Consider the following 23,042-nt stretch of genomic DNA (forward strand, 5'->3'; position numbering starts at 1 on the left):
TGTGCAACATTAGGCAAATAGAGCTTATTTTTTGCATGTTTATTGATATTTGATAGGTTGCTCGCAAAAATCCTTGCGTAAACTAATTGGTCGAATTTTGCAGGGATGTAATTTTTTTTCAAAAAAGACTGATATTCATTCTTATTTACTTGAGTGCTTTGAAAATATGCAATTACACGAGTTAGTTAATACTATCGGCCAAGATCTCCAACGTCGTTATGGCGAGAAGGTTCACAAGCTGACACTTCACGGTGGGTTTAGTTGCCCAAACCGAGACGGGACAATTGGCCGTGGCGGTTGTACCTTCTGCAACGTAGCTTCTTTTGCCGATGAACAAACTCAAGTTCAAAGTATTGCTGATCAATTAACAGATCGTGCGGGTGAAATCGCTCGTGCCAAGAAGTATCTTGCTTATTTTCAGGCGTACACCAGTACTTACGCTGAGGTGCAGGTACTCAAGAATATGTATGAAGAGGCTCTAAAAGCACCTGGAGCAGAGATTGTTGGCCTTTGTGTTGGCACGAGACCAGACTGTGTGCCGGATGCGGTACTCGATCTGCTCGCGGAGTACGTTAAGCAAGGTTACGAAATTTGGCTAGAGCTCGGCCTGCAAACAGCCAATGACAAAACCCTCAAGCGAATTAACCGCGGACACGATTTCACTGTGTATGAAACGATCACCCAGCGCGCACGTGCTTTAGGAATCAAGGTATGTACTCACCTTATTGTCGGCCTGCCCAAAGAAACCAAAGCGGATAACCTTGAAACTCTAGATAAGGTATTAGCGGCTGGCACTGATGGTATCAAGCTTCACGGGCTTCATATTGTTGAAGGCAGTACCATGGCTAAAGCCTGGAAGGCAGGAAAGCTAGAAGCACCAAGCCTTGAGGAGTACATTGATATCGCGAGTGAGATCATTCAACGCACACCAGCGGACGTGGTTTATCATCGTGTATCTTCTGCGGCGAGACGCCCGACACTACTCTCCCCTTTATGGTGTGAGAACCGCTGGTTGGCGATGACTGAGATTGGTCGTTCGCTTGATAAAACCGGCGCACAAGGCATTAAAACAGGCTTTGCATTCGAGTACACGCAACCTGTTTTAAACGCGACCAATTGATAGGAATGGGTGACTGTAGGTAACAGCAGATAAAACCAACAAATAGTGGTAACATTTCCCTCACAGAATTTATAAGCATAGATTGAGAGCAGATGGAACTGGTAATGACTTGGTTATGGGATAGGGCGTATGGCTACGGTATATATATCGTTGTTCTATTGCTGATAGGTCTCATCTGCTGGCATATTTATTTACGTTACCAGTCATATATTGAACAGCTTCTTCTCGCTACGCCTTCACCTCTTTATTTTGTTGACATCCGAAGTGGCGAGATCTTGTACGCCAATCGCCAAGCCATGCAGCTGCTTGGTATCCGCCAAATCGGTACTCACTTTCGTTTTCCAACAGTGGAAGCTGAGAATAGTTTTCGTCATTACCTCACTGATCACATCAACTCTCGAACGTTTGAGTATCTCTCGTCCTGGGTTCTTTCTGAATTTGAATCTTTTAAGATCAACTTGGTGGGTCGTAAGATCCACTTTAGAAGTAGAAAGGCTTGGATGATACATGCTTCCCCTTATAAAAGTACCAACGAAGAGATTTCCCAAGAGGTTCGTGATCTCAATGTTGCTCGTACCGCTTTGGATTCTTTATCTGAGTTGGTCTATGTCATCGATCAAAAGGGTGAATTGGTCGCGAGTAATCGTGCGTTTAAAAAGTTTTGGCATGGTCGCCCTGAAGAGGGCACTTTAAGTGTGTCTAGTGGTGCCTTAAAAGGTCGTGTCAGTGAGCGCTCATGGACCACAGACCAAGATGGTAAGGGGTGTCTCCTTGAAACCTATCAAAGTGTCTTGCTCTCGCAAAGTGGGGAAACCATAGGTACGCTCTCGATAAGTCACGATGTGACGGATTGGCATGACATGCAGCAACAACTGCGTGGGGAAATGGAAAAGCGTAAAGATACTGAAGTTGCACTTGCACAACGTGACACCATTTTACAAAACATCTTGGAAGCGAGCCCTGACTCGATTGGTATCTTCAACGAAAATATGGTTTACCAGGCGTGTAATAAGCCATTTGTGGCAGCGTTGGGTATTTCTGAAGTCAGTGACTTAGTGGGTAAACGTCTACAAGACGTAGTACCAAATAGCATTTATATGCGCGTATCAGAGAGTGATCACCAAGTACTTCATCAAGGTAACTCGTTGCGTTACATCGACAAACTGGTTTCAAGTGATGGAGAGTTTACTTGGTATGATGTAGTGAAGTCGCCTTTTAGAGACCCTGCATCGAGTACCAATGGTGTACTGATCATGGCACGTGATATCACAGAACGTTACCTCGCCGAGCAGAAACTTGAAGAAGCCAATTTAGAGCTTGAGCGCCTCAGTTTTATGGATAGTTTAACTCAGGTATCCAATCGACGTCGCTTCGATGAGCAGCTGTCTACATTGTGGCATCATCATGTGCGTGAGAAGTTGCCGTTGACGATCATGCTGTGTGATATCGACTTCTTTAAAGGCTATAACGATTTCTATGGACACCAACAAGGAGACGATGCTTTGATTCAGGTTTCACAAGCCTTTAAGCAGGTGTTGAATCGCTCTTCGGATTGCGTGGCTCGGTACGGTGGTGAAGAGTTTGGCTTTATTCTCCCAAACACAACCACAGAAGGTGCGCTTATGGTCGCTCGTCGAATTCATGATGAAGTGCAAAAACTAGGACTCGCTCATGAGAAGTCTACAGTGTCTGACTCCATCACGGTGAGTATTGGTATTGTCTCTTATATACCAACACCTGATGACGAAATGGAGTCTGCTGTTGCCTTGGCTGACAGTGCGTTGTATCAAGCGAAATCTGATGGTCGAAATCGTTCGATAGTGCATCCATACTCTATTCACTAACTTTATAGAATGGGTAACTTAGTGACTCCGTCTTTTTCTTGTTTAGCATTTATATTACTTGGCTAATATTTATGTGGCTTGGCTAGTATTGATATTGCTTGGTTAGTATTAATATTGGTTGATTAACCTTCGATATTACCGCTAATCTCTTGCTGCGTGTGATGTAGCTAGCTTACCTACTTTCTTCAAACAAGGTAGAATGTTGCTAGTCTTATCGCGTGGAGCGCTAAATGAAACCCATGAAAAATCTTGCCCAGTATTACGTGGATCTGCTCGTAAAATTGGGGATTGTCCGCTTTTCTATCTTACTCGCCCTAGCGCTTGTTGCCCTTGCTGTTGTTGTACAAGTCGGTATCACCCTCGCACTCAAAGGTAATGTTGATGATATCGACATTGTCCGTTCGGTTTTCTTCGGTTTAGTGATCACACCTTGGGCGGTCTATTTTCTCTCAGTCGTGGTCGATCAACTGGAAGAGTCTCGCCAAAGGTTGGCTAAATTGGTCTCTAAGCTGGGTGACATGCGAGAGCGAGATCAAGAACTCAACAATAAACTGCAACTCAATATCGAAAAGCTCAACCAAGAAATTGAAGATCGTGAAAAAGCCGAAGAAGCGCGTGCAGAAGCAATGCATGATCTTGAGAACGAAGTGTTTCAGCGTGAGCGAACTCAGCTTGAATTAGCAGAACGTACGGCGCTGTTGCGTTCGTTTATCGATGCCTCGCCTGACCTCATTTATTATCGCAATGAAGATGGTGTGTTTTCAGGTTGCAACCGAGCGGTTGAAGAACTCACGGGCAAAACAGAAAAAGAGCTAGTTGGTTTGACGCCTTGGGATGTCTACAGCAAAGAGGTAGCCCAGCAAGTTGTTGAAACCGATAAGAAAGTCTTTGCTGACAACCAAGCTTTGACCTATGACCAATGGCTTGAATACCCCGATGGACGTAAGAGTTACTTCGAGCTGCGTAAGGTGCCTTTCTACAGTAAAGATGGTCGCCACCTTGGCTTGGTTGGTTTTGGTCGTGATATTACCGAGCGTAAAGAGCACCAAGAATCACTAGAGAAAGCCAGTCGCGATAAGACCACCTTTATCTCAACCATTAGCCACGAGTTAAGAACACCGCTCAATGGCATCATCGGCTTGAGCCGCATGTTATTGGATAGCCAGCTGACGACCGAGCAGCGTAAGCAGATGCAAACCATCAAGGTGAGTGCGGTGACACTGGGTAATATCTTTAACGATATTATCGACATGGATAAGTTCGACCGCCGTAAGCTTGAGCTATTCCCAACCCCTATCAATTTTGAAGATTTCGTTGTTGAGATCGAAAGCATTTCTGCGTTAATGGCAGAGCAGAAAGGGTTGAGGTTTGATCTAGAAAGATTGTCCGATCTCCCATCTGCAGTTGAGGTGGATGGTACTCGTCTTAGACAGGTATTGTGGAACCTTGTAAGCAACGCGATGAAGTTCACCAAAGATGGTGGTGTCGTGATGACGGTCAGCGCTGAAATTGATGGCGACTTTGCCAACATCACGATGGAAGTAGAAGATACCGGGATTGGTATCCCTGAAAGCGAAATCGAGAAGATCTTCGCGATGTACTATCAGGTAAAGTCGGGAACAGACAATTTACACGCTGTCGGTACCGGAATTGGTCTTGCTGTATCTCAACAGCTGATCAATATGATGGATGGTCACATTGAAGTCACCAGTGAAGAGGGGTTTGGTAGTACCTTTACGATTTCGATTCGAGTTCCAGTTAATCACGATACTCAGGCTTTGATCAAAACGCCAAGAAAGCAGTCCAACCTTAAGATTTTCATGGTCGAAGACATTGAGCTCAATATCACAGTAGCTCGTTCTTTACTTGAAAGCCTAGGGCATGAAGTGACAGTCGTAATGACGGGTAAAGAGGCACAAATCGTTTTCAACCCGAAAGATTATGACTTGGTATTACTGGATATCCAGTTACCAGATATGACTGGTTTCGACATTGCCCAATACTACCGCGAGAAATATAGCCAATTGCCGCCTTTGGTGGCATTAACCGCGAATGTATTAAACAATAAGCAAGAGTATTTCCAGAAAGGCATGGATGAAGCGATCAGTAAACCACTGTCGGTTCGTGCAATCCAGGATGTCATCAGCGAGTTGATTGAGGATGCCCCAGAGGTTATTGAGAAAGCCGAGGGCATTGATACAGTAAAGGATGTTGAAAAAGTAGCAGGTGTTGAGAAAGTAACAGCGAGTAAGCCGGCTCTTTCAACGATTGATACCACTTTGCTTGATATTGATATGCTAGAGTCTTATGTTGACATTGTCGGGTCGAAACCTGTTTTGGATAGTATCGTGATGTTTGAAGATATGATGCCGGAATATATGGAAATATTGAATTCCAATATGGTTGCGAAAGATCAAGACAGTATCGTTTCTGAGGCACACAAGATTAAAGGTGCAGCAGGTTCCATTGGCCTGAAACGCATACAGCAAGTTGCTCAGAAAGCTCAATCTCCAGATATGCCTGCGTGGTGGGAGAACATTTCAGATTGGGTTGATGAAATAAATAACGAATACCAAAATGATATTGAAGTCTTAAAGAGTTGGTTAAATCAAAGGTAGAAGAATGATGAAAAAATTAGCATTTGCCGCATGTGTAGTAGCATTAGCGGGTTGTTCTGCGCCACAAGTAGAATGGCAGCAAGATAATCAAGTCGAAGTATCTGCAGCGACAGTCACAATGAAAAGCAACCTGTGGCACAACAAAATGCCTACGATTGGGGAGGCTCAAGATAAGACTTTGCATGGTGCTATCTACCTAGAGTCTGACTCACAATTACCAGCAACACTTGCGGTTGAGAGTGTGACGGTTAAACAGGGTGCAGATACCTTGTTGGTAACTGCTGACGATCTAGATTTAAGAACACATAGTGAAACGCAGTGGGAAGTCGCTTTTGTATGGCAGTTAGAGATCGACAGTGATAAGCCTGTTGATGTTGCGATTGAACTCAAAGATGGCGAAACCGTGAAGTGGTTAGTCGAGAAAGACGTGAAGGTAGATACGGTTTACTAAAACCTTAGCGAACAATGAACAATGAACAATAAAAAAGGGAGAATGCGTTGGCATTCTCCCTTTTTAATAACGATTGTTCACGCTTCGATTGCTAGAAGTACTAACTGTTTATAAGTACTAACTGGTTAGAGTGCTATCGGTTTAGAAGTGCTAATCGACGGCAAGAACTAAACGGCCAGAAGCGCGAATCGAATTAGTCTTCTAGGTCACCACAAAAGCGGTAGCCTTCACCGTGAATCGTCGCGATGATTTCTGGTGTACCAGAAACAGATTCAAAGTGCTTACGAATACGACGGATTGTTACGTCTACAGTACGATCGTGTGGCTTAAGCTCACGGCCAGTCATCTTCTTAAGAAGGTCTGCACGTGTTTGGATCTTACCTGGGTTCTCACAGAAGTGAAGTAGAGCACGGAACTCTGAACGAGGTAGCTTGTAGCCTTCGCCATCTGGGCTAACCAGAGAACGACTGTTGATATCTAGTACCCAACCATTGAACTCGTACTTCTCAACGCTACGCTTTTCTTCTTGAACAGAGCTTGTGCTCATTGAACGGTTAAGAAGGTTACGTGCACGGATAGTCAGCTCACGAGGGTTGAAAGGCTTAGTGATGTAGTCATCAGCGCCGATTTCTAGGCCAAGGATCTTATCAACTTCATTATCACGACCAGTTAAGAACATAAGCGCTACATTTGCTTGCTCACGTAGTTCACGCGCAAGTAGTAGGCCATTCTTACCTGGAAGGTTGATGTCCATAATTACAAGGTTAACTTGGTTATCAGATAGCACTTGGTGCATCTCTTCACCGTCGCTAGCCTCAAAAACAGCATATCCCTCTGCTTCAAAAATACTCTTTAGAGTGTTACGAGTTACTTGCTCATCTTCAACGATAAGAATCTGCGGGGTTTGCATTTGGCGGTACCTAAATTTGTGACGAAACTGTGCTAATAGAATAAATTCTAGGCAAAACATAACATACAGGTAATGTATTTTTGATGATAACTTAAAGTTTTCAAAAAAACACTTACTTCCAGCTATCTGCCTTCCTTGAAGTATTGCCCAATAACGTAGATCCAGTACGCCTTTCAATCATTCTTTTAGTGATTTAAGAGGATTCTATAATGTTAACAGCATGCTAACAACGCGAGAATGTTAATTCCATTCACTTTGTTGATTTACATCAATTGCCGTATCGCAACAAACTTTAATAGTATGGCTACAACTTAACCAATGTTATGGTGACTATTTAGCACCAAAATAAGAATGATTATTCGAGATATTTCGCACATCTTGCTTGCTAAAGACCGGACTATGAACCAAGGAAGCTGAAAGCTATCCTTAGAGTCTAGTAGATAAATATGCTCAATCAACTTTTATTTCGTATTAAATTGGGCATAGAGCAATGAAAACAAAGGATTAATTTTAATAATATATAAAAGCATAGAGGCTCACCTGACTTAATAGGTTTGCCTTACTCACGGAGGATATATGCACGATATAACACCTGACTTATGTGATGAGTTTGAAAGCAAAGTCACGCTACTGAATATGCCATTACAGAACTTCGGCCAGCGTGGTGCGTTCTGGGGAAAAATTGTAACAGTTCGTTGTTATCACGATAATTCCAAGGTTCGTGAGGTTTTAGAGACCGATGGCTGCGGCAAAGTACTCGTTGTAGACGGTAATGGCTCGTGTCAAAAAGCGTTACTTGGCGACCAATTGGCTATTCTAGCCATCGAAAATGGTTGGGAAGGCGTCATTGTGAATGGTGCGGTGCGTGATGTTGCGATGATGGCGCAGATGGATCTTGGTATTCAAGCTCTCGGAGCCTCTCCATTTAAAACCGAGAAGCACGGTGTTGGGCAAGTGAATGTGACGCTCTCTATACACAATCAACTGATTCAGCCCGGTGATTACATTTATGCCGATTGGAATGGTGTGTTAATTTCAACGGAATTGTTGATTGAATCTTAACGGGCTCATCAATAAAGAAGTGGGATAGATTAGAAGCGAAACCCTAATCCTACCTCAACACCTTGTTGCCACTCTTCATAATCAAGGGTGGCATGCATATCTAGATTGTCGGTTAGCTGCACGCGGCTGGAAAGCTCTGCGGCTACCGATTTATCACTGTCTTCTGTTTCATTGTTATAGGTGTGTAGAGAGCTGTTGAAAGAGACTCTTTCGGAAAACTGATAACTAACACCACTCAAGAATCCACTCTCATATTTCAGTGCAGCAGTGTTGATTCGTGTACCGACATAAAGATCCACATCAGAAAACAAGCTATAAGAATAACCACTGTCTACTGTCCAAGTATCAAAGCTTTCACTCGATGCACTTTGCGTGGAGATAAAAAACTTATGGGCAGAGCTATCGATTTGACTGGGGAGCAAAGGCAAACTGCTCAGTAGCGGTAAACTGTTCGCTGAACAAACGACAGGCATAGCAAAGACTAAAAGAATAAGTAATCTCTTCATTTCCCACTCCTGATGTCATTATTATTGTTTTTCGAACGTTATTGTTTAATTAAAGCACAGGACTTGTATGTTCGCTGTACTATCGATAGAGCATTTTGTTATGACTATATATGCAACTGATTACTTCTGTTTGTTTGATGAGTTAATCCAGTCTCTGAATGGCAGGTTGATGCAGGGTGTTTTATCTCTTAAATGAAGGTTTGCTCTGAAAAACGGTGTGAATGTAAAAAAAACGCAACTTTTCATTGACGCATAGTAGTAAAAATTGATACACGTAGAGTAAAGCACAAGCAGAGAATTTGATATGCAGCATGTAAGCCACCTAGTAATGACCACCACCATTATTATTACCGACATTCACATTGTTGGGGCAGGCTGCTAAGTAACGGATTTTAAAAAAAAGGCCTGTATCCAACAAGATACAGGCCTTTTTTTGTACCATTTTTATGACTTATGGAGAAAGGGATGCGCGTTTTAAAGTTTGGAGGTTCATCATTAGCTGATGCAGATCGTTTTTTACGAGCGGCTGATATCATCGCTAATAATGCCCAGCAAGAAGAGCTAGCCGTTGTACTATCGGCTCCAGGAAAAACAACCAATAAGCTGGTTGCTGTTATTGAAGCAGCACTAAAAAATGGTGAAGCAGACGTACAGATCACCGAGATCGAATCATCATTCGCTGCATTGTTTGCAGAGATTCAAGCGGTATTGCCGTCAGTAGATGGCTCTGCGTTTCAAGAGCAAGTCGATACCTCTCTTGCTCAACTTAAGCAGTTCGTGAATGGTATTAACCTACTGGGCATGTGCCCGAATCACGTAAATGCTCGTATCATTAGTAAAGGTGAGCGAGTTTCAATCCAGCTAATGAAAGCGGTGCTGGAAGCGAAAGGCCAACCAGCAAGCCTGATTGACCCTGTGGAATACCTCTATGCTCAAGGTGATCATCTTGAAGCTATGGTGGATGTGGATGTTTCAACTCAGAACTTCCGCCAATCACCGCTTCCTAAAGGTCACGTAAATATCATGCCGGGCTTTACTGCTGGTAATGAAAAAGGCGAGCTAGTAACGCTTGGCCGTAACGGCTCTGACTACTCAGCTGCAGTTCTAGCGGCATGTCTACGTGCTGATTGCTGTGAGATTTGGACTGACGTCGATGGTGTTTACAACTGTGACCCACGCTTAGTAGATGATGCCCGTCTTCTTAAATCACTTAGCTACCAAGAAGCGATGGAGCTTTCTTACTTCGGTGCTTCAGTTCTACACCCGAAAACTATCGCACCTATCGCACAATTCCATATTCCATGTCTGATCAAAAACAGCTTCAACCCACAGGGAGCAGGCACTTTGATTGGCCAAGACACTGGCGAAGATAACCTGGCGATCAAAGGTATCACTACGCTAAGTGACCTAACGATGGTTAACGTATCAGGCCCAGGTATGAAGGGCATGGTAGGCATGGCGAGTCGTGTATTCGGCGCGATGTCTTCTGCAGGCGTTTCTATTGTCCTTATTACTCAATCTTCTTCTGAGTACAGCATCAGCTTCTGTATTGAATCGGCTGACAAAGTGAAAGCGAAGCAAGTGTTATCAGATGCGTTTGAACTCGAACTTAAAGATGGCCTATTAGAGCCAGTTGAGTTCATGGATGATGTTGCGATTGTGACGCTGGTGGGTGACGGTATGCGTACTTCACGTGGTGTCGCTTCTCAGTTCTTCTCTTCTTTAGCGGAAGTGAACGTTAACATCGTCGCTATTGCTCAAGGCTCTTCAGAGCGCGCTATCTCTGCGGTTATCCCGGAAGATAAAATCTCAGAAGCAATCAAAGCGTGTCACGAAAACCTATTTAACTCTAAGCACTTCCTTGACGTCTTCGTTGTCGGTGTTGGCGGTGTTGGTGGTGAGCTTGTTGACCAGATCCAACGTCAACAAGGCAAACTGGCTGAAAAAGGCATCGTGATTCGCGTATGTGGTTTAGCAAACAGCAAAGGCTTGCTGCTAGACAGCGATGGTCTACCGCTAGAACAGTGGCGTGATCGTATGTCGAGTGCGACAGAAGAGTTTAGCCTAGCGCGTTTAGCTGCACTTGTTCAACGTAACCACATCATCAACCCTGTGTTGGTTGATTGTACGTCTAGCGAAGGTATTGCGGGGCAATACGCTGATTTTCTAGCGGCTGGTTTCCATGTTGTAACACCAAACAAAAAAGCCAACACGGCAAGCATGGCTTACTACCATCAGCTTCGTGAAGTGGCACGTAACTCTCGTCGTAAGTTGATGTACGAGACAACAGTAGGCGCAGGTCTACCGGTAATCGAAAACCTACAGAACCTAATTTCTGCGGGTGATGAGCTTGAGAAGTTCAACGGCATTCTTTCTGGTTCACTGTCTTACATCTTCGGTAAGCTTGATGAGGGTATGACACTCAGCCAAGCAACCAACATTGCTAAAGATAACGGCTTCACTGAGCCGGATCCTCGTGATGATCTGTCTGGTATGGACGTTGCGCGTAAGCTGCTTATTCTTGCTCGTGAAGCGGGTATGGCACTTGAGCTTGAAGATGTTGAAGTTGACCAAGCATTGCCACCGGGTTTTGATGACTCAGGTACAGTTGACGAGTTCATGGCTCGCTTGCCAGAAGCGGATGCATACTTCAAAGAGCAGTCAGCTATCGCAGCAGAAGAAGGCAAAGTACTTCGTTATGTGGGTGAGATCGCTGAAGGTAAATGTAAGGTTCGTATCGCAGCTGTTGATGGCGATGACCCAATGTTTAAGATTAAAGATGGCGAGAACGCTCTGGCATTCTACAGCCGTTACTACCAGCCAATCCCACTCGTTCTGCGTGGCTACGGTGCAGGTACTGAAGTTACAGCAGCAGGCGTATTCTCTGATGTGATGCGTACTCTTGGTTGGAAATTAGGAGTTTAGGAATGAGTTCAAGTGATATGGATGTTGTTGTTTATGCTCCTGCATCAATCGGCAATGTCAGTGTAGGGTTTGATGTGCTGGGGGCCGCTGTGTCTCCAGTGGATGGCACATTGCTTGGTGACCGAGTAATGGTTAAAGCCGGTGATGAACCATTCTCGCTAAAAACAGCAGGCAGCTTTGTTTCTAAGCTGCCAACTGAAACCAAAGAAAATATTGTCTATGACTGCTGGGTTGTGTTCTCTCGCGAGTTAGATAAGAAAGGTATCTCAGTTAAGTCTTTAGAGATGACACTAGAGAAGAACATGCCTATCGGTTCTGGTTTAGGGTCGAGTGCATGTTCAATTGTCGCAGCACTAGATGCTTTGAACCGTTTTCATGGTCAACCGTTGAATGAAACTGAACTGCTTGCTCTTATGGGTGAAATGGAAGGTAAGATTTCAGGTGGCATACATTACGATAACGTAGCGCCATGTTACCTTGGTGGTGTGCAATTAATGTTGGAAGAGCTTGGCATTATTAGCCAAGAGGTTCCATGTTTTGACGATTGGTATTGGGTAATGGCGTACCCGGGCATCAAGGTTTCAACGGCTGAAGCGCGAGAGATCTTGCCTTCTCAGTATCGCCGTCAAGATGTGATTGCCCATGGTCGTCATTTAGCGGGCTTTATTCATGCTTGTCACTCTGGTCAGCCGGAGCTAGCCGCTAAGATGATCAAAGACGTGATTGCTGAACCATATCGTGAGAAACTGCTTCCAGGGTTTGTTGATGCACGCAAATATGCAACGTCAGCAGGAGCATTAGCTACTGGAATTTCTGGTAGTGGCCCTACGCTATTTAGCATTTGCAAAGAACAAGATGTCGCCGAGCGTGTTGCACGCTGGTTAGAACAAAACTACGTACAAAATGAAGAAGGATTCGTCCACGTTTGTCGCTTAGATAAACAAGGTTCGATCGTTACAGGAAGTGAGTTATGAAGCTGTACAACATCAAAGAAAACGATGAGCAAGTCTCTTTTGGCCAAGCCGTTCGTCAAGGTCTAGGTCGTAATCAAGGTCTATTTTTCCCATCAGAGCTGCCTAAGTTCGATGACATCGATGCACTACTTGCAGAGGACTTTGTCCCTCGTAGTTCAAAGATTCTTTCTGCTCTAATTGGTGATGAGTTACCAAAAGAACAGATTGATCAACTAGTGGATGCGGCATTCCAATTCCCAGCACCGATCAACCAAGTGAAAGACGGTGTTTACGCACTTGAACTGTTTCACGGTCCAACGTTAGCATTTAAAGATTTCGGTGGCCGTTTTATGGCTCAATCTTTGGCTGCGGTTTCTGATGGCGGTCAAATCACAATCTTAACGGCAACATCGGGTGATACTGGCGCTGCGGTTGCACACGCATTCTACGGCATGGAAAACATCAATGTTGTTATCCTGTACCCGAAAGGCAAGATCAGCCCACTGCAAGAAAAGCTATTCTGTACGTTAGGTAAGAACATCCATACTGTCGCGATTGATGGCGATTTTGATGCGTGTCAGGCATTAGTAAAAGACGCGTTTGACGACGCTGAATTGCGTAAAGAAATTGGCTTAAACTCAGCAAACTCAATCAACATCAGCCGTTTGATGGCTCAGATCTGTTACTACTTTGAGGCGGCTTCTCAGCTAACCAAAGAGCAACGTGAAAATCTGGTTATCTCTGTACCAAGTGGTAACTTTGGTAACCTAACTGCGGGTCTATTAGCGAAAGCGCTAGGCTTACCGGTTAAACGCTTCATTGCAGCAACCAACGAAAACGACACGGTTCCCCGTTACCTAGAAACAGGTCAATGGGATCCAAAACCAACGGTTGCGACAACATCGAACGCGATGGACGTGAGCCAACCAAACAACTGGCCACGTATCGAAGAGCTTTGCCAACTGAAAGGTTGGGGACTGGATACTTTGGGTAAAGGTAAAGTATCTGATGAGCAGAGTGCTGAATCAGTACGTGATCTAAAAGCTCAAGGTTACCTGTGTGAACCTCATGGTGCGATTGCTTACCGTCTATTGGAAGAGCAACTGCAAGAGAGCGAGACAGGCCTTTTCTTATGTACGGCACACCCTGCGAAATTCAAAGAAGTGGTTGATGACATCTTAGGTACTGACATTGAACTTCCTGGTCCGCTAGCAAAACACGCGGTGATGGAGTTGTTGTCTGAAGATCTAGATAACGATTTTGAAGTGCTAAAAGCAGTGCTTCGTCGAGTTCAACCGTAACCTATATCGGTATTGTTGAACAAATAAAAACGGCGCTCAATGAGCGCCGTTTTTGTATTCTAATTCAAGCTCTAAAAATTATAGAGACTCAGTGAACGTACGTGCGATAACGTCACGTTGCTGTTCAGTAGTTAGAGAGTTGAAACGTACAGCGTAACCCGATACACGGATAGTTAGCTGTGGGTAGTTCTCTGGGTGAGCAACAGCATCTTCTAGCGTTTCACGCTTAAGAACGTTAACGTTTAGGTGTTGACCACCTTCGATGCGTGGTGCTGCTTCGATAGCAACTTCACGGCTTTCGTACTCGCCTAGGTCTGCAGCTGAGATAACTTGGTCAGCTTCGAAACCTGAAGTAGCAACAACACAACGAGCTTCATTCTTCTCGCTATCTAGTAGCCAGATTGAGTTTAGTAGGTCATCGTTTGCTGCTTTAGTAATTTGAATACCTTGGATCATAACTATCTCCTAGTCCACTTTATGTGGTTTGATTATGGTGTTAACTTTCGAATTTTATTGAGCTGAGTAATGTATACCTAGTTTGTGGTAGTTTAATATTGATTTAAGTCAAAAAACAACCAAAAACCTCATTTTTTTCAAGGTGATTACTTTGAGTTAAATCAATAAAACCTTTGAAAACAAAGTAATTACAAAATATTTTAAAGTATAAAAAATATTTAACAGTGGCATTTGTTGTAAATTTACTACATTTGTTGTGTTTTTATTGACCTGTAAGTGATACGACCCTTTAATTATTAAGCATCCTGAAAGTGTAAAGTGATTTAATGACAAACAATAATTCATCTTCAAAACCTGAAACTAATATTAAGTTTATTGGTGCGCATGTGTCTGCTGCGGGCGGTGTTGATCAGGCGCCAATGCGCGCAAGAGAGATTGGCGCCAATGCTTTTGCACTGTTCACCAAAAACCAAAGACAGTGGGCAGCAAAGCCGCTAGAAGCCAAAACCATCAGCGCCTTTAAAGCCAACTGTAAAATGTTAGGTTTTAGCGCTGAGCACATCCTTCCTCATGACTCCTACCTTATTAACCTAGGAGCACCAGAAGAAGAGAAGCTAGAGAAATCACGTGCGGCTTTTATTGATGAAATGGAGCGTTGTAACCAACTAGGACTCACGCTTTTGAATTTTCATCCTGGGAGTCATTTGAAGAAAATCTCAGAAAGCGAATGTTTGGCCAAGATCGCCGAGTCTATCAATTTGGCTCATCAAGCGGTGCCTGATGTGATTGCGGTGATTGAGAATACCTCAGGGCAGGGGACGAACCTTGGCTGGAAGTTTGAGCAACTAGCAGAGATCATCGACCAAGTAGAAGATAAATCACGCGTTGGTGTGTGTTTAGACACTTGCCATACTTTTACAGCCGGTTATGACCTACGAACAAAAGAAGCATGTGATCATACTTTTGCTGAGTTCGACCGCATCGTGGGTATGCACTATCTAAGAGCAATGCACATCAATGATTCAAAAGCTGAGTTTGCAAGCCGTGTAGATCGACACCATTCTTTAGGAAAAGGCGAAATAGGCTGGGATTGTTTTGAGTATATAGCCTCTGATTCTCGCTTTAATGGTATCCCTCTCATTTTAGAAACCATTGATTCGACTATCTGGAAAGAGGAAATTCAACAACTTAGGATGTTCCATCGCTCAGCAACGCTAGCGAGCGAAGACGCGTAATAATAGAGGGAATAATTAATTTCCTTCTACTCCTAAAAATTGGCACCTTTCTTTCATAGTATTAAAGTGAATATGTAGTTCACGATGTCTTAGAGGAGGTGCCTTTATGTATTCAATCACCCAAACTTCAACTGTTGCTGTCGCACGCCGTTTACCAACACCAAACCGTCACGTGCATAACCACGGGCACCACCGTACACAGCAGAAAAGTGGCTAATCGAGATAAACACAACTTGAACTGATTATTATGATTCATCAACAAGTGAACCCTACACATCATGTTTATTGATAGCTGTATGAGGTATAACTAGAGCCTTATTTAGGACAGTTAGCCGATACAGCTATTTTTTTGTCTGGCGAAAGCCGCTAGAAACCTTGATGATTGGGAAGTAAAACGATGAGCGCACCAAAGACTTGGGAATCCATTATTAATGATGAACGTGACAAAGAGTACTTTCAGAGTGTCCTCGCGTTTGTTGAACAGCAACGAAATAGTGGGAAAACCGTCTACCCTCCTCAAGAGCTGGTGTTCAGTGCCTTCGATATGACGCCTTTCGAGTCCGTACGCGTGGTTATCCTAGGGCAAGATCCTTATCACGGCGCTAACCAAGCTCATGGCTTAGCTTTTTCTGTACTGCCAGGTGTAAAAATCCCTCCTTCTCTACGTAATATGTACAAAGAGCTTGCGCAAGATATAGAGGGCTTTGAGATCCCGAGTCATGGCTACCTCGACACTTGGGCATCTCAAGGGGTGTTAATGTTGAATACGGTACTGACAGTAGAAGAGGCAAAAGCACACTCACATGCTAAGTGTGGTTGGGAAACCTTTACCGATGCCATTATTGCAGAGCTCAATCAGCGCTCTGAACCGATCATCTTCTTGTTGTGGGGCGCACACGCCCAGAAGAAAGGCCAAGCGATTGATGCAGACAAGCACCATGTGTTGGTTGCACCTCATCCATCACCATTATCAGCACGCCGTGGTTTCTTCGGTTGTCAGCATTTTTCGATGACCAACGAGCTACTCTCTTCTATTAATCAACAGCCTATCGATTGGACATTACCACTGGCACTGTAGATTGATGGTTTTCTGAGCAGGGTCAAACCACAAATTGCTATCTTCATATACACTTGTAAATAGTAGGTGTAATGGAGTGCAATACTATGATGATTGAAAGGATAAGACGAGAGCATGGCTATATGGCTCGTTTGCTCGCGATACTCAACAATAAGTTAGAGCTTCTAAAACAAGAGCGAGAAATAAACTATAGCCTGATCGCAGAGGTGGTTCATTATCTGATGAACCATTCAGACAAGGTGCATCACCCGAAAGAAGATGTTATTTATCGTTACTACCTAAAGCAATATGGCAGTGATCAAGTCATTGAAGACTTGGAACTGGAGCATCAATTGCTTTCCGAGAAAACGGCGGACTTTTTAGGTGTGGTCGATATGATCCTTCAAGATGCGGTCGTTCCTCAACAAGTATTTATTGAGCAGCTTGAAGCTTTTGTTAAAGCTCAACGAAAACACATGGAATATGAAGAGAAGCATGTGTTACCAATGATTGTTGAGTCGTTCACAGTTAAAGATTGGCAAGAGGTGGAGTCTCAATGGCTTCAACCTGAAGACGACCCTGTCTTTGGAGAGACAATTGCTGATGAGTACCGCCAACTCGCGGCTCGTGTTCGACAAAATGAACAAGAGTGCGTTTAGCCAGTTGTCATGTTGAAGCGTGACTATTTTAGATGCTCTCTATTTTAGAGGGCTAGTTCCCAAATGACGCTTTGAGCGGATTAAATACCTCGTAAAATAAAAAAGGCACCTATACAGGTGCTTTTTGCTATCTGATTTCTTATCGTGCTGATTAAAGCTTTATATCGTCAAGGCTAAAATCGAGACCTAGGTTCATCTCTCTAAGCTCTTTCTCAAGCTGTCTACGATCATTGATTGCCTCAATTTCACGCCATTTACGTTTGAGTGGTTTAGAGCGTGTTTTTTGAGTGGTACGAGGCATTTCTAGTTCTGATAATTCATCGAATTGAAAGCTATCCATAAGCATATCTCCTTCCGTGGGATTCGTTCTTACGAACCATTAAATATCATATTTAAGTTCACAATAACCTTGATTTGTTTCTCATTCGTTTCAAATATATGAAGTTTTTGTTCTGTTTTATTATGCATGCTCACACATTTCGGGGATTTTTGTGTACAAAAAATAAGCAAACAAACTTAAGTAAACGATTAAATTAGGGGGGATTGAATGTTAATTCATTGTGCAAATGGAATAGCATTTTGACTACAGTGCATTTAAGTGCGCATTGTGCCGTGTAGTATAGGGATCTCATTACCCTAGAAAAAAACACAGATCTTCACTATACCTTGTAAAACCTAGGCTGACGTCATTTTTACGGGATGGTGTTTTTGTTTTTATAGTGCCTTAGTTTTTGTTGATATTATGTCCTGACAATGTGACTTTTATTAGGCGCTATTGTTGAAAGTTGTGTTAACAAAAGGTGTATTATTAGTGAAATGTCATTTTAATATGTGTTTATTTTCATATTGATTTTTAGGCCGTCTCGCTGCATTATCCGCCCGTCAAAAAATACACCGATACGTAAAATGGATGCATGAAGCGACATTTACAATCTAGATCGCAACAAATAAATATAAATCTAATGCCGACACAACTATTGACACTGGCATAGGTGATCTAGAGGAAGGCTAGGAAGCAAGATCGGTGCTTAAACTCAATTACGAGGTTCACGTGACAGACTTAATCAATTTGATGAACGATCTCCTTTGGGGATCTATCTTAGTTTACTTACTCGTTGGTGTGGGTATCTACTTCACTGTACGACTAGGTTTCATTCAATTCCGCCATTTCGGCCACATGTTTTCTGTTCTTAGAAACAGCCGTAAAGCAGACAGTGCAGGTATCTCCTCTTTCCAAGCACTTTGTACTAGTCTAGCAGCACGTGTCGGTACGGGTAACATGGCTGGTGTTGCTGTAGCACTAACCGCTGGTGGCCCTGGCGCTATCTTCTGGATGTGGCTAATTGCCATGCTAGGTATGGCAACATCGTTTGCAGAAAGCACACTGGCACAGCTATACAAAACGCGTGATAACGACGGTAACTACCGCGGTGGCCCTGCATACTACATGGAGAAAGGCCTAGGTATGCGTTGGATGGGGGTTCTATTCTCTATCTTCCTAATCATTGCATTCGGTCTTGTATTCAACGCGGTTCAAGCGAACGCGATTGCAAGCGCAATGAACACGGCATTCGACTTTGAGCGCAGCTACGTTGGTGTTGGTATCGTAATTATCTCTGCATTCGTTATCTTCGGTGGTATCCGTAAGATTGCTCGCACTGCAGAAATCATTGTTCCAATTATGGCACTGGCTTACTTAGCTATCGCTATCTACGTAATGCTAATGAACATTGAGAAAGTGCCTGAAGTTCTGGCTCTTATCTTCAAGAGTGCATTCGGTCTGCAAGAAGCAGCAGCGGGTGGCCTAGGTTACGCAATCGCACAAGCGATGATTAACGGCATCAAACGTGGTTTGTTCTCGAACGAAGCGGGTATGGGTTCTGCGCCAAACGCAGCAGCTTCTGCTACGCCTTACCCACCACACCCAGCATCACAAGGTTATGTGCAAATGCTAGGTGTGTTCATGGACACAATTGTTATCTGTTCTGCAACAGTAGCAATCATCTTGATGTCTGGTGAATATGTACCACACGGTGAAGTAACGGGTATCGAACTCACGCAACGTGCACTAACAGCACAAGTCGGCGAATGGGGTGGTATCTTTGTAGCGGTAGCGATTTTCTTCTTCGCTTTCACTTCAATCATTGCAAACTACTCGTACGCAGAAACAAACCTTATCTTCTTAGAGCACAACAACAAGAAGGGCCTAGTGCTGTTCCGTATCGTTGTACTGGGTATGGTTATGTTCGGTTCTCTCGCGACACTGCCAACGGTATGGGCATTAGCTGACGTATCGATGGGCCTAATGGCGATTGTGAACTTGGTAGCGATCATCTTGCTGTCGGGTATCGTGATTAAGCTAGCGAAAGACTACAACCGTCAATTAGACGCGGGTAAAGTACCCACGTTCGATGCGGATGATTTCCCAGAGCTTAAGGCTCAATTGGAAGATGGTATTTGGGTTAACAACAAGAAGAAGTAATCTTGTTGGAGTGATTCATCACTCATCCTAAAATCATTAGAAAGGCTAAGGTTTCGACCTTAGCCTTTTTCTTTGCCTGCGATATTTTCTTTATTATCGATTCTTCTTTGTAAGCGACTTACAGCTAGATCTGTCTATCAAAGTAATAGGAAGAGTCATAAAGACAAGTTGATGTTTTTTCTATACTCTAGCTGCATCCAGTTAGATAACCGATTAGGGTAAAGTTATGTTAGTTGTCGTTTCTCCAGCCAAGACATTAGATTACGAATCACCATTAGCGACTGAGCGCTTCAGCCAGCCAGAGTTTGTTGAGCACTCTGCAGAGCTTATTGAAGTGTGTCGTAAGCTGACACCTGCTGATGTATCAGCATTGATGAAGGTAAGCGATAAGATTGCTGGGCTGAACGTAGCGCGCTTTGAGCAATGGAGTGAGACCTTTACCCAAGAGAATGCTCGCCAAGCTATTTTGGCGTTCAAAGGTGACGTCTACACAGGCTTAGATGCTGAAACATTGTCGGACGATGATTTTGACTACGCACAGAATCACCTGCGCATGCTTTCTGGGTTATATGGCTTGCTTAAGCCGTTAGATCTGATGCAGCCATACCGCCTAGAGATGGGTACACGTTTGGCCAATGCTCGTGGTACTAACTTGTACCAGTTCTGGGGTAACATCATCACAGATAAGCTGAATGAAGCGCTGAATGCTCAAGGCGACAATGTGTTGATTAACCTAGCATCGAACGAATACTTTAAAGCGGTGAAGCCGAAGAGCCTTGATGGTCAAATCATCACGCCAGTTTTTAAAGACTGCAAGAATGGCCAGTACAAGGTGATCAGTTTTTACGCCAAGAAAGCGCGTGGCATGATGGCTCGCTACATCATTGAGAACAAAATCGATTCAGTGGAAGCACTGACCAAGTTTGATACGGCGGGTTACTACTTCGTTGAAGAAGAGTCGAACGTGAAAGAGTTAGTCTTCAAGCGTGAAGAGCAAAACTAATAGCTCTTGGTTAATTAGTCACTCTTGGTTAACGAGTTACTTCGGCTTTAGCCTGTAATTAAAATTAGAGACGAGTTATTTAGCCTGATAACAGGCCAGACAATAATAAGCCAGACAAAGAAAAGCCCCATGCAGATAACTGCATGGGGCTTTTTATTGAATCATTGAAAGGCGGTTCGATTACTTGTTCTTAACGGCTTTCTTTTTCTTAGCGATTTTCTTTTTCTTAGCAATTTTTTGCTTAGCCACCGCTTTCTTGTCTTCTTTCTTCGGTTTTTTCTTCTTTGTTACCGCGGCTTTCTTATGCGTTGGGCGCATGCCTTCGATGAAGCGCTCTTTGATCGCATCTTCAGTGTAACGAGCCACACGTTCAATCATTAGTTGATCGTGCGCTTCAATGATAGAAACCGCGTTACCTTTCTTACCTGCACGAGCCGTACGGCCGATGCGGTGTAGGTATACATCTGCTGTACGCGGCATGTCGTAGTTAATAACGTGGCTTACATCTGGAAGGTCGATACCACGAGCTGCGACGTCAGTTGCCAGCAGTACGTTGATAGAACCATCGCGGAAACGAGAAATCGCGTTGTTACGACGATCTTGAGGCATTTCACCTTGGATCCATACACACGGGATCTGTGCACTTTCTAATTGAGCTCGTAGGTCACCTAGGCGGTCACGAGTCTTCAAGAAGATGATGCTGCGTTCAGCTTGCTCTGTGATGATATGTTTTAGGATATCAAGCTTGTGCTTAGCTGAATCGGCACGGTGATACCATTGAGTGATCTTCTTACGTTCACGCAATGACGATTTTGCATCGATCTCTGCTGGGTTTTTCAGAAGGTCTTCAGTGAAACCTTCAATACCTTTACCTTCTAGCGTTGCTGAGAAAAGTAAAGTTTGTTTACGCCAGCGACACTCTGCAGACAGACGGTCAACAACAGGACCAAAGCCCATGTCTAGCATACGGTCAGCTTCATCGAGAACCAGCCATTCAATCGCACGGCAGTCAAAACGCTCGCCTTCAATGTATTCCATCAGACGACCAGGTGTTGCGACTACGATATCTTGAGTCGTGCTTAAGATATCTGCGTGCTCTTGGTACATCACACCGCCCGTGATCGTAAAGATATTTAGGCTGGTGTATTTAGCAAGTTCACGTGCTTGTTCGGTGATCTGCATTGCTAGCTCACGCGTTGGCGTCAGGATAAGCATACGTGCAGGGCCAGATTTCTTACGTGGGAAATCCAGTAGGTATTGCAGTGCTGGCAATACAAATGATGCTGTTTTACCAGTACCTGTTGGCGCAGAAGCCAAAACGTCTCTTCCATCTAACGCTTGTGGGATTGCTTCAGCTTGTATCTGTGTTGGGCGTTCGTAGCCCATTTCGTCAATTGCTTTAAGCAGCTCTTGGTTTAGATCGAGTTCTGCAAAGGTTCTGATCACTGTTGTTTCTCCACAAGCAATAAATGTTTCTGCCTCAAAAAGCAGACGATAAAAAAGAGTAGTCGGACATTATAGAAGCATTAGTGATTAGGATCACATGGTATTTGCTACATCTTGAGATAAAAATCTTTAGTAAGGGCAATAAATGCCTCGCTATAACCGCCATCGTGATGGATCGTAAGCGATTCACGCTGCAAATCTTGCTCGCTAACAGGATCTTTAGATAGTTCAAACAGGATTCTGCTTGGCGGTTTTTTGTCGGTTGTTTTCACATCAAGGCGCTTTGCTAGGTACCAACCACATTGCTCGGCAAGTTTGATGAAGCCTTCTCCTTCGGGCGTCGGCAGTATAAAACTGGCGGTGGCGGCATCAGTTGTTATCTCGAAACAACACTGGGCAAGTTGAAGGTGATCCAAGCTGTCGGTGTGTCTAGCGGTGGCTCTTTGACTTTGCTGTGCCTGTTCACCAGAGTTGAAGTAGGGCGGATTACAAATTATGGCATCAAATTGTTGCGAGAAATCCGTGGTTAACACGCTGTCGTGATGAAGGGAGATACGATCTTGCCAAGGCGACTGCTCAATATTGACTGTGGCAGCATCAATGGCGTGCTGATCAATATCGATCGCAGAGATTGAAGCATCCTCAAAACGCTGCGCAGCCATCAAGGCCAACAGACCTGTTCCTGTCCCTATATCGAGTACTAATGATTCAGGGGCAAGGTTAATCCATGATCCGAGCAGTACTCCATCGGTGCTAACAGGCATGCCGCTCTGTCCTCCGTAAATAGAGAACCTCTTAAAATTGAAGCTTTTAGTATTTGTCGTTTTGTCTTTCATGAATATTCTGATTATCGAGATATTTTAAGTGATTAGCTCTAATGTTAACTATTTGTGTAAATTAATATTCTAATTGCTTATCTATTGTTGCTAACAATGATCGGTTGATAATTATGTTAATCTGCATATATTTAGTTTAATTCACTACTTTTTGTTTATATATGCAAATTTATATGGT

Annotated in this window: 19 protein-coding genes and 1 other annotated feature; of the genes, 13 read left to right on the top strand and 6 right to left on the bottom strand. The window is 43.7% G+C overall.

Annotated elements, in window-relative coordinates; translation table 11 throughout:
* The first annotated feature begins 166 nt into the window (after positions 1–166).
* The 4 genes from AB4513_RS10180 (at position 167) to AB4513_RS10195 (ending at position 6,033) form a co-directional block, all read left to right on the top strand.
* Positions 167–1,120, top strand: coding sequence for a TIGR01212 family radical SAM protein (locus AB4513_RS10180; RefSeq protein ID WP_009848406.1), 954 nt, complete (start codon positions 167–169; stop codon positions 1,118–1,120).
* A 92-nt stretch (positions 1,121–1,212) separates the two neighbouring features.
* Positions 1,213–2,964 (top strand): diguanylate cyclase, encoded by a 1,752-nt coding sequence (locus AB4513_RS10185; RefSeq protein ID WP_012603234.1) that lies wholly within the window; start codon positions 1,213–1,215, stop codon positions 2,962–2,964.
* Between the two features lie 230 nt (positions 2,965–3,194).
* Complete coding sequence (gene arcB, locus AB4513_RS10190) at positions 3,195–5,582, top strand: aerobic respiration two-component sensor histidine kinase ArcB (RefSeq protein ID WP_009848408.1); 2,388 nt, start codon at positions 3,195–3,197, stop codon at positions 5,580–5,582.
* A gap of 7 nt (positions 5,583–5,589) precedes the next feature.
* Positions 5,590–6,033, top strand: coding sequence for a hypothetical protein (locus tag AB4513_RS10195; RefSeq protein ID WP_012603236.1), 444 nt, complete (start codon positions 5,590–5,592; stop codon positions 6,031–6,033).
* Positions 6,034–6,226: 193 nt separating this feature from the next.
* Here the strand turns inward: AB4513_RS10195 and arcA are convergent, their stop codons facing one another.
* On the bottom strand, positions 6,227–6,943 hold the full coding sequence (gene arcA / locus AB4513_RS10200) for a two-component system response regulator ArcA (protein ID WP_004741534.1): 717 nt from the start codon (positions 6,941–6,943) through the stop codon (positions 6,227–6,229).
* 576 nt (positions 6,944–7,519) lie between these two features.
* On the opposite strand from arcA, the gene AB4513_RS10205 reads away from it, so the two are divergent.
* Positions 7,520–8,005 (top strand): putative 4-hydroxy-4-methyl-2-oxoglutarate aldolase, encoded by a 486-nt coding sequence (locus AB4513_RS10205; RefSeq protein WP_017098326.1) that lies wholly within the window; start codon positions 7,520–7,522, stop codon positions 8,003–8,005.
* 29 nt (positions 8,006–8,034) lie between these two features.
* Here the strand turns inward: AB4513_RS10205 and AB4513_RS10210 are convergent, their stop codons facing one another.
* Positions 8,035–8,511, bottom strand: a complete 477-nt coding sequence (locus tag AB4513_RS10210; RefSeq protein WP_009848411.1) for a hypothetical protein — start codon at positions 8,509–8,511, stop codon at positions 8,035–8,037.
* Positions 8,512–8,828: 317 nt separating this feature from the next.
* Positions 8,829–8,947: a sequence feature (Thr leader region), on the top strand.
* A gap of 29 nt (positions 8,948–8,976) precedes the next feature.
* Between AB4513_RS10210 and thrA the strand changes: the two genes are divergently transcribed.
* Genes thrA through thrC form a run of 3 tightly spaced genes read left to right on the top strand, consistent with a single transcriptional unit; the run spans position 8,977 to position 13,690 of the window.
* Positions 8,977–11,436: a bifunctional aspartate kinase/homoserine dehydrogenase I gene (gene thrA / locus AB4513_RS10215; protein WP_009848412.1), complete on the top strand. Its 2,460-nt coding sequence runs from the start codon at positions 8,977–8,979 to the stop codon at positions 11,434–11,436.
* Between the two features lie 17 nt (positions 11,437–11,453).
* Entirely contained in the window at positions 11,454–12,410 is a 957-nt protein-coding gene (gene thrB / locus AB4513_RS10220; protein ID WP_102257743.1) for a homoserine kinase, read from the top strand.
* Positions 12,407–13,690 carry a threonine synthase gene (gene thrC, locus AB4513_RS10225; protein ID WP_009848414.1) on the top strand — a complete coding sequence of 428 codons (1,284 nt, stop codon included), beginning with the start codon at positions 12,407–12,409 and terminating at the stop codon, positions 13,688–13,690. Before thrB ends, thrC begins: the two co-directional genes overlap by 4 nt.
* Before the next feature lie 78 nt (positions 13,691–13,768).
* On the opposite strand, the gene grcA is transcribed toward thrC, so the two are convergent.
* A complete protein-coding gene (gene grcA / locus AB4513_RS10230; RefSeq protein ID WP_009848415.1) occupies positions 13,769–14,146 on the bottom strand; it encodes an autonomous glycyl radical cofactor GrcA in 378 nt (125 codons plus the stop codon).
* A gap of 326 nt (positions 14,147–14,472) precedes the next feature.
* Here grcA and nfo point away from each other — a divergent pair, with 326 nt between their 5' ends.
* The 3 genes from nfo to AB4513_RS10245 all read left to right on the top strand — a co-directional run bounded on the left by nfo (position 14,473) and on the right by AB4513_RS10245 (position 17,097).
* A complete protein-coding gene (nfo, locus tag AB4513_RS10235) occupies positions 14,473–15,381 on the top strand; it encodes a deoxyribonuclease IV (RefSeq protein ID WP_009848416.1) in 909 nt (302 codons plus the stop codon).
* Between the two features lie 397 nt (positions 15,382–15,778).
* Positions 15,779–16,459 (top strand): uracil-DNA glycosylase, encoded by a 681-nt coding sequence (gene ung, locus AB4513_RS10240; protein WP_009848417.1) that lies wholly within the window; start codon positions 15,779–15,781, stop codon positions 16,457–16,459.
* 86 nt (positions 16,460–16,545) lie between these two features.
* A complete protein-coding gene (locus AB4513_RS10245; RefSeq protein WP_032555322.1) occupies positions 16,546–17,097 on the top strand; it encodes a hemerythrin domain-containing protein in 552 nt (183 codons plus the stop codon).
* 151 nt (positions 17,098–17,248) lie between these two features.
* On the opposite strand, the gene AB4513_RS10250 is transcribed toward AB4513_RS10245, so the two are convergent.
* The gene (locus AB4513_RS10250) at positions 17,249–17,437 is read right to left on the bottom strand and encodes a DUF3545 family protein (protein ID WP_009848419.1); all 189 of its coding nucleotides are present in this window, start codon (positions 17,435–17,437) and stop codon (positions 17,249–17,251) included.
* Positions 17,438–18,148: 711 nt separating this feature from the next.
* Here AB4513_RS10250 and AB4513_RS10255 point away from each other — a divergent pair.
* Both AB4513_RS10255 and yaaA read left to right on the top strand, forming a co-directional pair.
* Positions 18,149–19,579 carry a sodium:alanine symporter family protein gene (locus AB4513_RS10255; RefSeq protein ID WP_009848420.1) on the top strand — a complete coding sequence of 477 codons (1,431 nt, stop codon included), beginning with the start codon at positions 18,149–18,151 and terminating at the stop codon, positions 19,577–19,579.
* Between the two features lie 226 nt (positions 19,580–19,805).
* Positions 19,806–20,582 (top strand): peroxide stress protein YaaA, encoded by a 777-nt coding sequence (gene yaaA, locus AB4513_RS10260; RefSeq protein ID WP_009848421.1) that lies wholly within the window; start codon positions 19,806–19,808, stop codon positions 20,580–20,582.
* Between the two features lie 180 nt (positions 20,583–20,762).
* Here yaaA and srmB read toward each other — a convergent pair whose 3' ends face one another.
* Complete coding sequence (srmB, locus tag AB4513_RS10265) at positions 20,763–22,028, bottom strand: ATP-dependent RNA helicase SrmB (protein WP_009848422.1); 1,266 nt, start codon at positions 22,026–22,028, stop codon at positions 20,763–20,765.
* A gap of 107 nt (positions 22,029–22,135) precedes the next feature.
* Positions 22,136–22,864 (bottom strand): tRNA1(Val) (adenine(37)-N6)-methyltransferase, encoded by a 729-nt coding sequence (locus tag AB4513_RS10270; protein WP_009848423.1) that lies wholly within the window; start codon positions 22,862–22,864, stop codon positions 22,136–22,138.
* Positions 22,865–23,042 lie beyond the last annotated feature (178 nt).

The organism is Vibrio sp. 10N.222.54.E6, from assembly GCF_041473955.1.
Lineage (GTDB): Bacteria > Pseudomonadota > Gammaproteobacteria > Enterobacterales > Vibrionaceae > Vibrio > Vibrio tasmaniensis_A.

Bases quoted from the DNA above. Each gene is read 5' to 3' on its own strand.
- yaaA (WP_009848421.1), top strand. From the start codon at position 19,806: ATGTTAGTTGTCGTTTCTCCAGCCAAGACATTAGATTACGAATCACCA.
- AB4513_RS10250 (WP_009848419.1), bottom strand. From the start codon at position 17,437: ATGGATAGCTTTCAATTCGATGAATTATCAGAACTAGAAATGCCTCGT.
- nfo (WP_009848416.1), top strand. From the start codon at position 14,473: ATGACAAACAATAATTCATCTTCAAAACCTGAAACTAATATTAAGTTT.
- AB4513_RS10205 (WP_017098326.1), top strand. From the start codon at position 7,520: ATGCACGATATAACACCTGACTTATGTGATGAGTTTGAAAGCAAAGTC.
- AB4513_RS10245 (WP_032555322.1), top strand. From the start codon at position 16,546: ATGATGATTGAAAGGATAAGACGAGAGCATGGCTATATGGCTCGTTTG.
- AB4513_RS10185 (WP_012603234.1), top strand. From the start codon at position 1,213: ATGGAACTGGTAATGACTTGGTTATGGGATAGGGCGTATGGCTACGGT.
- arcB (WP_009848408.1), top strand. From the start codon at position 3,195: ATGAAACCCATGAAAAATCTTGCCCAGTATTACGTGGATCTGCTCGTA.
- thrB (WP_102257743.1), top strand. From the start codon at position 11,454: ATGGATGTTGTTGTTTATGCTCCTGCATCAATCGGCAATGTCAGTGTA.
- AB4513_RS10270 (WP_009848423.1), bottom strand. From the start codon at position 22,864: ATGAAAGACAAAACGACAAATACTAAAAGCTTCAATTTTAAGAGGTTC.
- AB4513_RS10210 (WP_009848411.1), bottom strand. From the start codon at position 8,511: ATGAAGAGATTACTTATTCTTTTAGTCTTTGCTATGCCTGTCGTTTGT.
- grcA (WP_009848415.1), bottom strand. From the start codon at position 14,146: ATGATCCAAGGTATTCAAATTACTAAAGCAGCAAACGATGACCTACTA.
- arcA (WP_004741534.1), bottom strand. From the start codon at position 6,943: ATGCAAACCCCGCAGATTCTTATCGTTGAAGATGAGCAAGTAACTCGT.
- thrA (WP_009848412.1), top strand. From the start codon at position 8,977: ATGCGCGTTTTAAAGTTTGGAGGTTCATCATTAGCTGATGCAGATCGT.
- thrC (WP_009848414.1), top strand. From the start codon at position 12,407: ATGAAGCTGTACAACATCAAAGAAAACGATGAGCAAGTCTCTTTTGGC.
- ung (WP_009848417.1), top strand. From the start codon at position 15,779: ATGAGCGCACCAAAGACTTGGGAATCCATTATTAATGATGAACGTGAC.
- AB4513_RS10195 (WP_012603236.1), top strand. From the start codon at position 5,590: ATGAAAAAATTAGCATTTGCCGCATGTGTAGTAGCATTAGCGGGTTGT.
- AB4513_RS10180 (WP_009848406.1), top strand. From the start codon at position 167: ATGCAATTACACGAGTTAGTTAATACTATCGGCCAAGATCTCCAACGT.